The sequence below is a fragment of the Amycolatopsis sp. CA-211722 genome (genome assembly GCF_056828465.1).
The window spans coordinates 1,866,458-1,880,431 of the sequence record NZ_CP184752.1 but is presented as its reverse complement, the minus strand read 5'-3'; the positions used below and the strand labels follow the sequence as shown (position 1 = coordinate 1,880,431).

Annotated in this window: 12 protein-coding genes; 8 read left to right on the top strand and 4 right to left on the bottom strand. The window is 69.0% G+C overall.

The window, feature by feature from the left end; genetic code table 11:
- Positions 1-262: 262 nt before the first annotated feature.
- From ACOCEP_RS09255 to ACOCEP_RS09240, 4 genes are all read left to right on the top strand, one after another.
- The gene (locus ACOCEP_RS09255) at positions 263-1,510 is read left to right on the top strand and encodes an ATP-binding protein (protein WP_482336876.1); all 1,248 of its coding nucleotides are present in this window, start codon (positions 263-265) and stop codon (positions 1,508-1,510) included.
- Positions 1,511-1,540: 30 nt separating this feature from the next.
- Entirely contained in the window at positions 1,541-2,299 is a 759-nt protein-coding gene (gene uppS, locus ACOCEP_RS09250) for a polyprenyl diphosphate synthase (RefSeq protein WP_482336875.1), read from the top strand.
- A 72-nt stretch (positions 2,300-2,371) separates the two neighbouring features.
- Positions 2,372-4,369 (top strand): DUF2339 domain-containing protein, encoded by a 1,998-nt coding sequence (locus ACOCEP_RS09245; protein ID WP_482339659.1) that lies wholly within the window; start codon positions 2,372-2,374, stop codon positions 4,367-4,369.
- Between the two features lie 43 nt (positions 4,370-4,412).
- Positions 4,413-4,814 carry a TIGR03667 family PPOX class F420-dependent oxidoreductase gene (locus ACOCEP_RS09240; RefSeq protein WP_482336874.1) on the top strand — a complete coding sequence of 134 codons (402 nt, stop codon included), beginning with the start codon at positions 4,413-4,415 and terminating at the stop codon, positions 4,812-4,814.
- On the opposite strand, the gene ACOCEP_RS09235 is transcribed toward ACOCEP_RS09240, so the two are convergent.
- Positions 4,811-5,362 carry a superoxide dismutase gene (locus tag ACOCEP_RS09235; protein WP_482336873.1) on the bottom strand — a complete coding sequence of 184 codons (552 nt, stop codon included), beginning with the start codon at positions 5,360-5,362 and terminating at the stop codon, positions 4,811-4,813. The genes ACOCEP_RS09240 and ACOCEP_RS09235 overlap by 4 nt on opposite strands.
- A gap of 83 nt (positions 5,363-5,445) precedes the next feature.
- Here ACOCEP_RS09235 and ACOCEP_RS09230 point away from each other — a divergent pair, with 83 nt between their 5' ends.
- Together ACOCEP_RS09230 and ACOCEP_RS09225 are read left to right on the top strand one after the other, a co-directional pair.
- Complete coding sequence (locus ACOCEP_RS09230) at positions 5,446-6,408, top strand: DMT family transporter (RefSeq protein WP_482336872.1); 963 nt, start codon at positions 5,446-5,448, stop codon at positions 6,406-6,408.
- A complete protein-coding gene (locus ACOCEP_RS09225; RefSeq protein WP_482336871.1) occupies positions 6,353-6,817 on the top strand; it encodes a DUF6328 family protein in 465 nt (154 codons plus the stop codon). Before ACOCEP_RS09230 ends, ACOCEP_RS09225 begins: the two co-directional genes overlap by 56 nt.
- On the opposite strand, the gene ACOCEP_RS09220 is transcribed toward ACOCEP_RS09225, so the two are convergent.
- Positions 6,818-7,345, bottom strand: coding sequence for a hypothetical protein (locus ACOCEP_RS09220; RefSeq protein WP_482336870.1), 528 nt, complete (start codon positions 7,343-7,345; stop codon positions 6,818-6,820).
- Between the two features lie 78 nt (positions 7,346-7,423).
- Here ACOCEP_RS09220 and ACOCEP_RS09215 point away from each other — a divergent pair, with 78 nt between their 5' ends.
- Entirely contained in the window at positions 7,424-9,238 is a 1,815-nt protein-coding gene (locus tag ACOCEP_RS09215) for a LamG-like jellyroll fold domain-containing protein (protein WP_482336869.1), read from the top strand.
- Between the two features lie 174 nt (positions 9,239-9,412).
- Positions 9,413-11,617, top strand: coding sequence for an RNA polymerase recycling motor ATPase HelR (helR, locus tag ACOCEP_RS09210; protein ID WP_482336868.1), 2,205 nt, complete (start codon positions 9,413-9,415; stop codon positions 11,615-11,617).
- Between the two features lie 79 nt (positions 11,618-11,696).
- Here the strand turns inward: helR and ACOCEP_RS09205 are convergent, their stop codons facing one another.
- Both ACOCEP_RS09205 and lysA read right to left on the bottom strand, forming a co-directional pair.
- Entirely contained in the window at positions 11,697-12,191 is a 495-nt protein-coding gene (locus tag ACOCEP_RS09205; RefSeq protein WP_005167158.1) for an Lrp/AsnC family transcriptional regulator, read from the bottom strand.
- 168 nt (positions 12,192-12,359) lie between these two features.
- The gene (lysA, locus tag ACOCEP_RS09200; protein WP_482336867.1) at positions 12,360-13,703 is read right to left on the bottom strand and encodes a diaminopimelate decarboxylase; all 1,344 of its coding nucleotides are present in this window, start codon (positions 13,701-13,703) and stop codon (positions 12,360-12,362) included.
- Between the last annotated feature and the right edge of the window lie 271 nt (positions 13,704-13,974).

Here is a 13,974-nt window from a genome sequence, read left to right as displayed (position 1 = left end):
TCTGGATTGCGACTTATGGGACTGAGTCGGCCCGCGCAGCTTTGCGACAACGCATCTTAGGATCGCCTGGCCGGGATCGCGGTCACTCCAGACTCAAGATCCGGTGCCGGACGGTCGATAAGACCAGGTGGGCGCGCTGCGATACGAGCGGTCGTGAGTCGGCAGATCCACGGGACATCTATCGGCAGATCAGCGACAAGAGCTTCGGCAGATCAGCGGCAGGTTCGTCGGCAGATCCACGGAAGCTGGTAGAGTTCGAGCCGTGCACAGAGCTGACGGCTACCTTCCGCGCAGAGCCGCTGACATGGTCGCGGAAGCGCTCGGCGACACGCGTGTCGTCATCCTCAACGGAGCACGTCAAACCGGCAAAAGCACCCTCGCGGAGCTGTGTTTACGCGACCATCCCACTGGCGTACGGCGATACCTTGACGACCCGAGGACCAGGGCTTCTGCCGTCGCGGATCCGGTGGCGTTTCTGGACGCGCCGGGAGCCATGCTCATCGATGAGGTCCAGCGTGTTCCGGAACTGTGGCTGACCATCAAGCACATAGTGGACCGAGACCCGCGTCCAGGCCGGTTTCTGTTGACCGGCTCGGCACGGCTTCTCGGATTGAGTCAACTTCCCGATTCCCTGCCGGGACGCTCGGAGACGATCGAACTGTTCCCGCTGTCGCAGGGGGAAATCACTGGTGAACCCGATGGTTTCGTCGATGCCGTGTTCGAGCACGGCAGCCGCTTGCGCGCAACGTCCTCGACCTTGCGTCGCCGTGACTACCTGACGCTCGTCGCACGCGGCGGATATCCCGAAGCCGTACGTCGCGAAACTCCACGGCGGCGTGCTCAGTTCTTCAGGTCGTATCTCGACGACATCATGAGTCGGGACGTGCACCAAGTCGCGGACATCCAACGCGTCTCCGCTATGCGGCGATTGATCGGAACGCTCGCGGCACAGTCCGGCGGCTTGCTCAACTACAGTCGGCTTTCATCGGATCTGGCTCTCCCCGGGTCGACGGTCCGTGATTACGTCGGACTCCTCGAGCTGATCTACCTCATCCGATTGATTCCGGCATGGTCGGCGAACGCGACGACAAGAGCGGTCGCCACGCCGAAGCTGGTGTTCAACGATGTGGGGCTGGCGGGGCACCTCGTCTCCGGCGTCACCAACGACGCCACGACCGGTGGGCTGGTCGAAACCTTCGTCATCGGCGAACTTGCCCGCCAGATCACGTGGAGCCAGACGATGCCTCGTCTGCATCACTATCGGGACCGCGACGGCTACGAGGTCGACGCGGTACTGGAGGACAATGCCGGTCTGGTGGTCGCTATCGAAGTGAAGGCCGCGGAAACCGTCCGGACCGACGACTTTCGCTCGATCCGGGTTCTTCAGCGCCGGCTGGGCGACCGGTTTCGTGCCGGCTTCGTTCTCTATTGCGGCGACCAGCAGCTTCCCTTCGGAGACAACCTGGCTTGTCTCCCGATCAGTGCTCTGTGGACTACTCGAGCGGAGTGAAGAACGCTCTCTTTCGGTAGCTTCGCCTTCATGAGCGTCCGGACCAGACTCGACGACCTCTACGCGAGACGGCTCCGCGCCCGCCTCCGCCGGGGCCCGTTGCCACGGCACGTCGGTGTGATCATCGACGGCAATCGCCGCTGGGCTCGCGCGATGGGTTTCCAGGACGTCCGCGAGGGGCATCGTCACGGCGCACAGCACATCGCCCGGTTGATGTCGTGGTGCGAAGGCCTCGGCATCGGGCACGTGACGGTGTACCTCGCTTCGGTCGACAACCTCACGAAGCGCGCGTCGCCGGAGATGGCCTTCTTGATGCAGGTGATCGAGGACGTCGTCCGTGACCGGCTCACCGCGCCGGGCGCGAACTGGCGTGTCGCGCCTGTGGGGCGCCTCGACATGTTGCCGTCGTCTACGGCCGAAGTGCTGAAGCAGGCCGAAGAGGACACTCGCGGTGCGACGGGGGTCGAGCTGACCCTCGCCATCGGCTACGGAAGCCGCGAGGAGATCGTCGACGCCGTCCGCGATCTCGTGCTCGAAGGGGCCGCGGACGGCAAGTCCCTTGTGGAGATCGCGGACTCCGTTTCCGTGGACGCCCTTTCCGCGCATCTGTACACGGTGGGCAGTCCCGATCCGGACCTGATCATCCGGACCAGTGGCGAGGTCCGGCTGTCCGGATTCCTGCTTTGGCAGGCGAAGGATTCCCGGCTGTACTTCTGCGACGTCAACTGGCCGGGCTTCCGGTACATCGACCTTTTACGAGCACTTCGGGTGTGGGCCCGATCGCGATGATCTTGTAGGTCGCGACCACATCGTCATCACGATTGAGTAGTGCTACGGATCCCTCCGGGCGCTTCAGGCCGCATGCTGATCGTCATGACCACCGATGGGGATGTGCTCCTCAGGCTCGCCGGGGAGATCGACGACCTTGGGGCCCGCCTCGCGCGGGTCGGCACGGAGCTGCGGACCGTCCAGTCCGTGGCGGAGCCGAAGCACGAAGAGGCGCCTGAGCAGGCCGAACAGCAGGCAGCGCAGGCCGGAGAGGCCCAGGCCGGACCGCAGGTGCCCGAGCAGCCCCAGGCGCCGCAGCCGCAGGCCGAACAGCCGCAGGCCGAGCAGGCCCAGCAGCCCCAGGCCCAGCAGCCCCAGCAGGTCCCGCAGCAGCCGTACCCCCACCCCCACCCCCACCCTCAGTATCAGCACCCGCAGCACGCCCACTACCAGCAGCAATACCAGCAAGCCCAGTACCAGCAGGCCCAGTACGCGCAGTGGCAGCAACAGCAGTACCGCCAGCAGTATCAGCAGCCCTACCGTCCGTACCAGCCCGCCCCGAAGGTGTCCCTCGCCGAGAAGCTGGGCAAGGAAGGCGCCGGCAGCAGGCTCCTGGCCTGGATCGGCGGCGCGGTCACGTTGCTCGGCATCGTGCTGTTCCTCGTGCTCGCGATCCAGCGTGGCTGGTTCGGCCCCTTGCCGCGGGTGATCGGCGGCGCCGTGCTCGGCGCGGCGCTGGTCGGCATCGGCCTGAGGCTGCACCGCACGCCGGCGGGCCGCACGGGCGCGTTCGCGCTCGCCGCCACGGGTATCGGCGCGCTGTACCTCGACGCCATCGCCGCGACGACGATGTACGAGTACCTCCCGGCCTACGCCGGTCTCGCGCTCGGGCTGCTGATCGCGGTCGGCGGGTTGCTGCTGGCCGTGCGGTGGAAGTCTTCGCTGCTCGCGACGGCCGTCGTGCTCGGGTGTGTGGTCTGCTCGCCGATCATCACGCAGGGTTTCACCGCGCAACTGGTCGCGTTCCTGATCGTCGTCCAGGTCGCTTCGACGCCGGTGCAGCTGCGCCAGTCGTGGCCGTCGGTCGCGGTCGCGGCGGGGATCCCGCCGCTGGTCGCGTCGGTCTTCAGCACGGCGTTCACCGGGTTCGGCGGCAGCACGGCCAACACCGCCGCCGCCCTGGCCGTGGGTGGCGTGGGACTCGCGCTGGCCCTGATCGTCACTGCCAAGCGGCCGGGGGACGCCGCCGCGCTCGTCCTGCTCGCCTTCGCCCCCGCGCCTTCGCTGCTCGCCGCCTTGTTCCTGCCGAAGACCCCGGCCGTGCTGGTCACGGCGTCGGTCGCGCTGGTGCTGCTCGCGGTGTGGGCCGTCGGGAAGTGGCTCGACGGCTGGACGGGGGAGCTCGCCGGCGCCGCCGGGCTGGTCGCGGCCCTGCAGACGACGATGACGCTGTTCGACGGCAGTGCCCGGTCGGCGATCCTGATCGGCCAAGGTGTCCTGCTGGCGCTGGTCGCACTGTGGACGAAGAAGCACGTCGCCCTCTTCGGCGGGCTGGGCTTCACCGTCATCGGCGGCATGATCGCGCTGGTCTTCGACGTCCCGCCGACGCTGTTCTTCCTGATCCGCAACCGTCCGGACGCCGACCTCGCCGCCGCGTTCCTGGTGGCGCTGGCGATCCTGGCCGTCTCGGTCACGCTTCCGTGGGTCGCGCACCGGCTCGGGATGTTCAAGGCCGCGGCGGAGAACGTGGTGCCGTGGCTCTTCGCCGGGGTCTGCGGGCTCTACGGCGCGGGTGCGATGGTGCTGTGCGGCGCGATGCTGGTGGTCCCCGGCCGCTCGGGGTTCCTGGTCGGCCACGTGGTGATCACGGTGTCCTGGACGGTAGCCGCGCTGGTGCTGCTCGTCCGCGGCATCTCCGCGGTCAACCTGCGGGTGATCGGCTTCGTGCTGGTCGGCGCGGCGGTGCTGAAGCTGGTGCTGTTCGACCTCGCCGCGCTGGACGGCCTGGCCAGGGTCGCCGCCTTCCTCATCGCCGGCCTGGTGCTGCTCGGCGCCGGGACGCGGTACGCGAAACTCGTCGCGTCCCGCTGAGCGGACGCGGAAGAAATGCCGCCGGGTCGTGGTTGGTCGGTTCATGACCTACCAACCCGACTCACGGCTCGCCGAGCGGGCGAAGGAGAACGTCGCCTGGCTGACCACGATCAGCCCGAAGGGACGCCCTTCGCCCCGCCCGGTCTGGTTCGTCCTCGACGGTGACGACTTCATCGTCTTCAGCCAGCCGGACACCGCGAAGACCCGCCACATCGAAGGCAACCCGGAGGTCAGCCTTCACTTCAACAGCGACGAGCACGGGGGCTCGATCCTGGTGATCGGCGGCAAGGCCGAGATCCTGCCGGACGGTCTCGCGTCGGAGCAGCCTGGCTTCCTCGGCAAGTACGAGAAGCACTACCCGGCGATCGACTACGACGTCCCGAAATTCGACCGGGAGTACAACGTCCGGATCAGGATCCGGCCCGAACGCACCTGGGGCTTCTAGAAACCGACGGTCACGCAGGCCAGCCTCGCGCCCGCGGTCCCGGCGTGGCCCGGGTGGGTGTGGGTGTGCGTTTCGTGGATCACGATGGAGTTCGCGCGCCGATCGGTGAACGTCCAGTCCACTTTGGACACGGCGGCGCCGCGGCCGGTGGCGTCGGTGGTGAGGTCGAGCCAGATCTCGTTGCGAGGGTTGGCGTAGGCCGGATCCACCGACGGCTTCACCGGGTCTTCGACGTTCTGGTAGTGCGGCCCGGCGAGGTCGCCGGTGGCGCCGCACGGCTTCGTGTGGGCGTGGGCGCCGTATTCACGGTTGGGCAGCAGGCCGGTCACGAGGACCGCGGTCGAGGTGCCGAGGTGCTTGGACGTCAACCCGAAGACGTGCGCGCGGGCGCCGGGCGGCACCAGTTCGGGTTTGTAGCTCGTGAGACCGCTCTTGGCGGTGATCACGTGGACCCGGGAGCCGGGGACGGCGGTGGCCGGCCCGGCGCCGGCGGTCAGGGCCAGTACGGCCGCGGACAGGACAAGCGAGAGTGCGGGGACGGGGCGCATGTCCCTTGCCTAGTCCGCACGAATCGGACACGCCAGGGTGGTCACTCGGTCGGGCGATCATTCTCAAACTATGGGCAGGACTTGTGAGCAGTAACCCTCCGGATCGCACCTGGCTGGTCGCGGTCGCCGCCGCTCTTTGGGGCACCGACGGCCTTTTGCGCCTCCCGCTCGCCGAGGCGCTCCCGGCGGCCACGGTCGTCTTCTGGGAGCACCTGCTGGTCGTGCTCGTGCTGAGCCCCCTCATCCCCGGCGCCATCCGGGCGCTGCGCCGGACCGGACCGCGGGAATGGCTGGCCGTGCTCGCCATCGGCGGCGGCTCTTCCGCGCTCGCGACGGCGATGTTCACCGCGGCCTTCAAACTGGGCGACCCCGTGACGCCGTTGGTACTGCAGAAGCTCCAGCCGGTGTTCGCCGTGCTGGCGGCGTATTTCGTGCTCCGTGAGCGGGTCCGTCCTGGGTACGCCTTGTTCGCGATCCCGGCGCTGCTCGGCGCCTGGCTGCTGGCCTTCAAGGATCCGCTGAACATCCAGGTCGCCGCCGCGAAGGCGGCCCTGCTGGCGATCGGCGCGGCCGCGTTGTGGGCGGCAGGCACGGTGCTCGGGCGGCTGCTCTCCACCGAGCTGGCGCCGAAGGAGGTCACCACGCTGCGCTTCACGGTCGGGCTGCCGGTCTCGGCGGGGATCGTGGCGTATCAGGGCGGCCAGTTCGCCGTCGGCTGGGACAACGCGCTCGGGCTCGGCCTCCTGGCGCTGGTCCCGGGCCTGCTCGCGCTGAGCCTGTACTACCTGGGCCTGCGGTCGACCCCCGCCGCCAGGGCGACGCTCGCGGAGCTGGCGTTCCCGGTCACGGCCGCCGTTATCGGCGTATTGTGCTTGAACGCCGATTTGTCGGGTACTCAGTGGTTGGGCCTCGCCGTCGTGGTCGTGTCAGTGACTTCGCTCGGCTGGCATGAAAAGGTCAGGCGTCAACCGATGGTCTTGGAGCCGCTGAATGGTCGAGCACACCGGCGAGACGAAAAACGAACGCCTGACCCGCAACGTCAGTGAGCTCCTCCAGGAGCTGCGGGTCGCGCAGGCCGGTGTCCAGATCCTCTTCGGTTTCCTGCTCACGGTGGTGTTCACCGACGAGTTCCACCAGGCGAGCGGGTTCGAGAAATCCGTCCATCTGACGGCGGTCCTGCTCACCGTCTGCTCGACGGTGCTGCTGACGGCGCCCGCCGCGTGGCACCGGCTGCTCTTCCGCACCGGCAACCGCGAGCGGATCCTCACCGTCGGCAACCGGTCCGTGCTGGTCGGGCTCGGCTGTCTCGCGGCCGCCATCACCACGACCGTCGCGCTCATCGCCAAGGTCGTCTTCGGCCCGATCGCGATGACGATTCTCGGCGTGGTGACGGCCGTGCTGTTCGTCGTCATGTGGTTCGTGGTGCCGAAGAAGATCGACCGCGACGGCGACTGATCACCGGCCGGTGCGCACCGGGGTGCTTCCCGGCAGGCCGAACGCGGCGGCCGACACGTTCCGAGGGTCGTCCGGGCTCGCGCCGCCGAGCACCCGGCGGGCGCCGACCCACGAGAACATCTCCTTGACCGAAGGCGAGTATCCCGCCCCGTCCACCGCGACCTTCCGATCGAGCACCCGGTACCCGCCGGGAGTGCGTTCGACGCGGTAGACCATCGGCTGACGGCGGAATCCGCCGCGCGTGACGAGCCCGTCGGCGTTCCGCTCCACCTCGTCGCAGCTCGCGACCAGACCGATCTTGACCCGGCCACCTTCCGGCCGGGTCTCGATCACCTTCTGCGTGCACACCCAGCGGACTCCCGCGTGCCGGGCACCGGCGAGCGAGCGCAGATGCTCGTCGATCGGCGGCAGCGCCGCACGGGCGACGGCGTCGTCCACCGACGGCATCTCGTCCACGATCCACCAGCCCGCCGCGGCCACCACCACACCGACCCCGGCGAGCACGGGCCAGCGTTTGACGTTCCCCATGGGACGAAGCTACCGAGCGGGGCAAGTGTTCATCCGCGGTTGGAGGACGCGTTGCCTCCGCGACCGTAGGTTGCGGCCGTGAACGACTCATCCAGACGGACCTTCCTGCGCGGCGCGGGCCTGCTCGGCGCCGGTGCGGCGGTCTCCGCGTTACCCGCGCTAGGTGCTCCCGCCGCTTCGGCGACCTTCGGCCACCACGGCCCGGACCTCGAAGACGGCTGCTTCACCCTCGCGGTGCTGCCCGACACCCAGTACCTCTTCGACGCCGACCGCGGCGACCCCGCGCCGTTGGACGCCACCCTGCGGTACGTCACCGGCGGCGACGAGAACATCGTCTTCCTGGCGCATCTCGGCGATCTCACCGAGAACGGCCAGCCTGGCGAGTTCGACCAGATCAGCCGCTCGTTCCAGCACCTGGACCGGCGCCGGTTCCCGTACAGCACGCTGGCGGGCAACCACGACGTCAAGTCCTCGACCGACGACCAGCGCGGCCGCACGCCGTACCTGGACGCGTTCGGGCCGCACCGGCAGCGTGGTTCGCGGACCTTCCGCGGCGCGAGCCCGGACGGCTACAACAGCCACCACGTGTTCCGCGCGGGTGGACGCGAGTGGCTGCTGCTCGCGCTCGACTGGCGGCCGTCGGCGGGCGGGCTGGAGTGGGCGCGGTCGGTCCTGGCGCGGAACCCGCGGCTTCCGGCGATCCTGACCATCCATGAATTGGTATGGGCCGACGAGGCAGGACAGGCCCGGTTCTCGGAGTTCGGGCAGAAGGTGTGGGACGAACTGGTCGCCGGGAACGACCAGATCTTCCTCACGCTCAACGGGCACTACTGGCCGCCCGGGCGCATGGTGAAGCGGAACAACGCCGGCCACGACGTCCATCTGCACATCACGAACTACCAGGACCGGTACTACGGCGGCAGCGCGATGATCCGGCTCTACCGGTTCGACCTCGCGCGCAACGTGATCGACGTCCGCACCGTCTCGCCGTGGCTCGCGGATCAGGCGCCGCGGCTGAACGAGCTGCAGCGGCAGGAGATCGAACGCACCGGCCCGGCGGACTACTTCAGCCTGGAGATCGACTTCGAGTCGAGGTTCGCCGGGTTCGCGCCGGTCCCGGTGCCGCCCGCGCGGCCCGCCGAACGGCAGCTGATCCGCGGGACCGTGGCGTACTGGCGATTCGAAGGCCGTGACGGGACGCCGGTGAACGGCGTCCGTGACCTTTCGGGGCGGGGCAACGACCTGATCCGGGTGACCCTGCCCGGCAGCGCGCCCGAGGCGCTGCGGTTCTCCGGCGAGTTCTCCGGGCGGCAGCCGTCGAGGTCGAGTCTCCGGTTCGACGGCGGCAAGAAACCGGCTCGCGGCGGATATCTGCGCACGGCGGACTCCGCGCCGATGAACGCGGAGTCCTTCACGCGCGGCTACACCGTCGAGGCGTTCGTCAAACTGCCCGCGGATTTCAAGGACGGGAAGCACGCCTGGGCCGCGATCTTCGGCAGGCAGGGTTCCGGTGGCAAGGCGGGCAAGACCGGCGACGATCCCGGCGAGCCCTCGGCCACACTGTCCCTTTCGGACGGTGCGGCGTTCCAGTGGGCGGTGTTCCCGGTGAACCAGAACGGGATCTCGACCTGCTGGGGGCACGAGCTGAAACTGGAGGAGTGGATCCATGTCGCCGCCGTCAACGACGGCAGGCGGACGACGCTCTACGTCGACGGCTGCCCGGTGCTGCGGAACCCGAAGACGCCCGCCGCGGGGATCGCGAACCCCGGCGGCTCTTGGCTGATCGGCGCGTACGCCTACGACTCGATCGTCGAGCAGGCGTTCCACGGCTGGCTCGGCGACGTCCGGGTGGTGGGGCGCGCGCTCGACCCCCGCGAGTTCATGCTCGGCTGAGTGGATCGTGCGCGATAATGGCGGATCTTCGTCCCCATTATCGCGCACGATCGTCCGCCCGGGAATGCCGGGGGTCTCTTGACAAGCGGTGGACAATAAAAAATCGGCGCCCGAATCATAATGCTTGATTCGATGCACCGAATGTGTTGTCAGTCTAACCGCTGTGAGGGGAACTTGTCAAATCAGGGGTACGACGAGGAATTGCGATCCGAACGGCAGTACGTGGCGTCGCTCTACCGGCGGCTGGACGCCGAACGCGCGCGGGTCAAGGAGGCGTACGCCGGTGCGCTGCGGGGAGAAGGTTTCGCGCTTTCCGACCGTGAGGTCTCGGTCGGTGCCAAGGCGCGCGAGATGGCGAGACTGAAGATCGCCGACGAGGGTCTTTGTTTCGGCCGGTTGGACGCCCTTTCGGGAGAACGGTCGTACGTCGGCCGGATCGGTCTTTTCGACGAAGAGAACGACTACGAGCCGTTGGTGCTCGATTGGCGGGCGCCGGCGTCGCGCGCGTTCTACTGCGCGACGGGCGCGTCCCCGGAAGGAATGGCACGACGCCGTCAATTCCGCACCCTCGGCCGCGACGTCCGCGATTTCGCCGACGAGGTGTTCGGGCGTCCGGAATCGGCGGGGGAACGCGGCGACGCCGCGCTCCTGGCCGCGGTCAACGCGCCTCGTGGCGAGGGAATGCGGGACATCGTCGCGACGATCCAGGCGGAACAGGACGAGATCATCCGGCTGGAGCACCCGGGTGTCGTCGTCGTGGAGGGCGGTCCGGGCACCGGGAAGACGGCGGTGGCGCTGCATCGGGTGGCGTACCTGCTGTACACGAAACGAGAGCGCATGGAGCGTCGCGGCGTGCTCGTGGTCGGGCCCAGCAGCGGTTTCCTCGACCACATCGGCCGGGTCCTGCCGTCGCTCGGCGAGACCAGCGCCGTCTTCGCGACGCCGGGCGACCTCGCCGCCGGTCTGCGCGCCGAACGCGAGGATCCGCCGCCGGTCCAGCGGCTCAAGGGTTCGCTGGCGATCCTGGACGTGCTCGCGGCGGCGGTGGCGGACCGGCAGGAGCTGCCCGTCGAACCGGAGCCGATCGAGCTCGACGACGTCACCGTGCCGCTGGACGCCGGGGTCGCGGCCGCCGCGCGCGAGGTCGCCAGGGAAAGCGGCCTGCTGCACAACGAGGCGAAGGCCGTCTTCGAACAGGAGGTGATCGCCGCGCTCGCCACCCGCGCGGTCGACCGGCTCGGCGCGGGCTGGCTGCCGTCGGACGACGAGCACACGCGCCCGGAGATGCTGAAGAACGCCCGGCGTGATCTGGACGCCAGCGAGCAGCTTCGCGCGACGCTCGATCGGCTCTGGCCGTCGCTGACGCCACAACGGCTGCTCGCCGAGCTCTACGCGTCGCCGGAGCGGTTGCGGTCGGCCGGCGCCGATCCGGCGCTGTTCCGTGAGGACGCGGACGCGTGGACGGTCTCCGACGTGCCGTTGCTGGACGAGGCCGTCGAACTGCTCGGCGTCGACCGCGCCGCCGAGCGCCGGGCGGAGGAACGCCGGCGGAAGGCGCGCAAGGAGTACGCCGAGCGGGTGCTGGAAATCGTCGAGCTCGAGGAGGATCACGACGACTACGAGTTCGCGCTGCGGCCGACGGACGTCCTGATGGCGGAGGAACTCGCGGACCGGTTCGCCGAACGTGACGAGCGGGACCTGGCCGAACGCGCCGCCGCCGACCGGGAATGGACCTACGGCCACGTCGTGGTCGACGAAGCACAGGAACTGTCCGAAATGGACTGGCGGGTGCTGATGCGGCGCTGTCCCAGCCGGTCGTTCACCGTCGTCGGGGATCTCGCGCAACGGCGGTCGCCGTCGGGCGCCCGGTCGTGGGACTCGATGCTCTCCCGGTACGTCGCCGATCGCTGGGTGTACCGGAAACTGACCGTCAACTACCGCACGCCGTCGGAGATCATGGCGGTGGCGGCTTCGCTGCTGGCGAGTTTCGCGCCGGAGGTGGTACCGCCGGAATCGGTGCGCTCGTGCGGGGTCCGGCCGTGGGCGCGCCGACTGTCCGAAGTGGACATCGAAGCCGCCGTCGCCGAGTTCACCCGCGAAGAGTCGGGCCGCGAGGGGACGTCGGTCGTCATCGGGCCGCCGGGAGTGCCCGGCGCGGTCGCGCCGTCGGCGACCAAGGGACTGGAGTACGACGCCGTCCTCGTGGTGGAGCCGGAGCGGATCCTCGCGGACGGCCCGAGCGGCGAGGCGGAACTGTACGTCGCGCTGACGCGGGCGACGCAGCGGCTCGGCGTCCTGTACAGCGGGACGTTGCCGAAAGTCCTGCGCGGTCTCGATTCCGGGCGGCGGACTCCCGACGCGTTCCTGCGCTGCGTCTGACCCTCCCGCGAGCGCCATGAACGGGACGTTCCTTGCGAAATTCGCAAGGAACGTCCCGTTCATGGCACGAGGCGTGCCGTCATCGGGTCAGGTTGCCCCAGGCGTACGTCTGTTTCGCGAGTTTCAGGTAGACCAAGGTCTCCGTGCTGACGACCCCCGGGATGGGCCGGATGTCGTCGTTCAGCACACTCAAGAGGTGTTCGTCGTCCCGGCAGGCGACCTCGGCGAGCAGGTCGTAGCCTCCCGCGGTCAGCACGACGTAGTGGACGTCCGGCAGTCCGGAGAGCTGGTCGGAGACCGCCCGCGGATCGCCCTGGACCCTGATCCCGACCATCGCCTGACGGCCGAGCCCGACGTTCGCCGGATCCGTGACCGCGACGATCTGCATCGTCTCGTCTCGCAGCAGCCGCTGGACGCGCTGCCGCACGGCACCCTCCGACAGTCCGACGGCCTTGGCCAAGGCCGTGAACGAGGCCCGCCCGTCTACTTGCAGTAGAGCGATCAGAGTGCGATCGGTATTGTCCAAACCTCTAGGTGTGCGCTGCTCCATCTGCGCGCGTGGTTCGTCACCCATGCCGTCCCTCCCTTTGTTTCGGCATGCGATTCTTGTCGCGCAGCGTATCGATCAATGTCCAGAATGCTACCGCCGTTAAGTTGTTTGTCGCGATTCTCTTTCCTTGCCCCTTCGGGCAAAGGATTCTGTCGCGCGACAGGCCGGGTGCCGAGGAATCCGGACGGCGCCTCAGCCGAGGTCGCGTTCGAGCAGGTCCTCCTCGGTTTCGCGGCGGACGAGCAGGGTCGCCGTACCTCGGGAAACGCCGACCACCGGCGGCCTGCCGACGAGGTTGTAATTCGACGCGAGCGAGTGGTGGTATGCCCCGGTGCATGGGACGGCGAGCAGGTCGCCGGGGTGGAGGTCGTCGGGGAGCGAGAGCCCGTCGGCGAGGACGTCACCCGATTCGCAGTGCCGTCCGACCACCGTCATCGGCCGCCTGGCCGCACGGCTGCGCCTGCCGATCAGGCGAGCGGTGTACGCCGCGCCATAGAGCGCCGGCCGCGCGTTGTCGCTCATCCCGCCGTCGACGGCGACGAAAGTGCGCGAACCGCGTTTCACCGCGCAGACCCGGTAGACGGTGATCCCCGCGGGTCCGACGATGGCGCGGCCCGGTTCGATCGTCAGCTTCGGCAGGGGGAAGCCGTGCGAGGAGCATTCGTAGGCGAGCGCGACCCGCAGGCGGCGCACATAGCCGTCGATGTCGAACCCCGGGTCGCCGGGGAGGTAGCGCACGGCGTGGCCGCCGCCGAGATCGAGTTCGCGCAGGGTGACACCGTGGGTCCGGCGGAGCGAGACGAGCACGCCGATCATCTTGCGGGCGGCCTGTTCGTAGAAATCGACCCGCGACACCTGCGAGCCGATGTGGCAGTGCAGCCCGGCCAGCCGGAGCCCGGGCTGCGCGAGCACCGCGGAGACGGCCCGGCCGAGGTTGTCGCGAACCTCCTCGCGTAACGAGAAGCCGAACTTCTGTCCTTCGGTGCCGGTGGTGATCGCCGCGTGCGTGCCCGCCGCGACGTCGGGGGTCACGCGGATCAGCACCTCCTGCGCGCCGGTGGCCAGCGCGCCGAGCTGCTCGATCTCGTCGAGCGAGTCCACCACGATCCGGCGGACGCCGTAGGACAACGCCGCCTTGAGGTCTTCGGGGGTTTTCGCGTTGCCGTGCAGCAGGATCCGCTCGGCGGGGAAGCCGACCGACCGCGCCACCGCGATCTCGCCCGCCGAGCAGGTGTCGAGGGAAAGCCCCTCCTCGGCGACCCAGCGCAGCACCGCGCGGGTGCACAGCGCCTTGCTCGCGTACGCGACCTCGGCGTCGGGCAGTGCCTTCCGGTACGCGCGGGCGTTCTGACGGACTTCGTCCTCGTCGAGCAGGTACGCGGGTGTCCCGAACCTCGCGGCGAGGTGGGACACCGGCACGCCGGCGAACAGCAGTTCCCCGCCGGGCCCGAGCCGGGTGCTCCGTGGCCAGATCCCGGGTTCGAGGTGGTCGGCGGCCTCGCAGCCGAGGCTGGGCAGGAGCTCGCTGAGCGTCACGGTTACCTCCGCGTCGATCGGTCAGTGCCTCCTCAGCACAACTCCGATCGACCCGGCCCGGCCGTTCCGGCAACGTCTCCCTGACGCTTCGCGAGGTCTCGCTGACGCCTTGTTAACGCGTGAGTAACCCCGGCCACACCTCGTGGGCGCTGACCTCGGGGGCGTGCCGGCGGTCTCCGCACCCAGGGTGTCGCGAAAGCCACTTTCGGGACATCAGAGGTCGCGAAAGTGGCTTTCGCGACACGCTCCGGCCCCCGCCCACCCAGGCGGC

Bases quoted from the DNA above. Each gene is read 5' to 3' on its own strand.
- ACOCEP_RS09235 (WP_482336873.1), bottom strand. From the start codon at position 5,362: ATGCGCCCCGTCCCCGCACTCTCGCTTGTCCTGTCCGCGGCCGTACTG.
- ACOCEP_RS09220 (WP_482336870.1), bottom strand. From the start codon at position 7,345: ATGGGGAACGTCAAACGCTGGCCCGTGCTCGCCGGGGTCGGTGTGGTG.
- ACOCEP_RS09240 (WP_482336874.1), top strand. From the start codon at position 4,413: ATGACCTACCAACCCGACTCACGGCTCGCCGAGCGGGCGAAGGAGAAC.
- ACOCEP_RS09225 (WP_482336871.1), top strand. From the start codon at position 6,353: ATGGTCGAGCACACCGGCGAGACGAAAAACGAACGCCTGACCCGCAAC.
- ACOCEP_RS09205 (WP_005167158.1), bottom strand. From the start codon at position 12,191: ATGGGTGACGAACCACGCGCGCAGATGGAGCAGCGCACACCTAGAGGT.
- ACOCEP_RS09245 (WP_482339659.1), top strand. From the start codon at position 2,372: ATGCTGATCGTCATGACCACCGATGGGGATGTGCTCCTCAGGCTCGCC.
- uppS (WP_482336875.1), top strand. From the start codon at position 1,541: ATGAGCGTCCGGACCAGACTCGACGACCTCTACGCGAGACGGCTCCGC.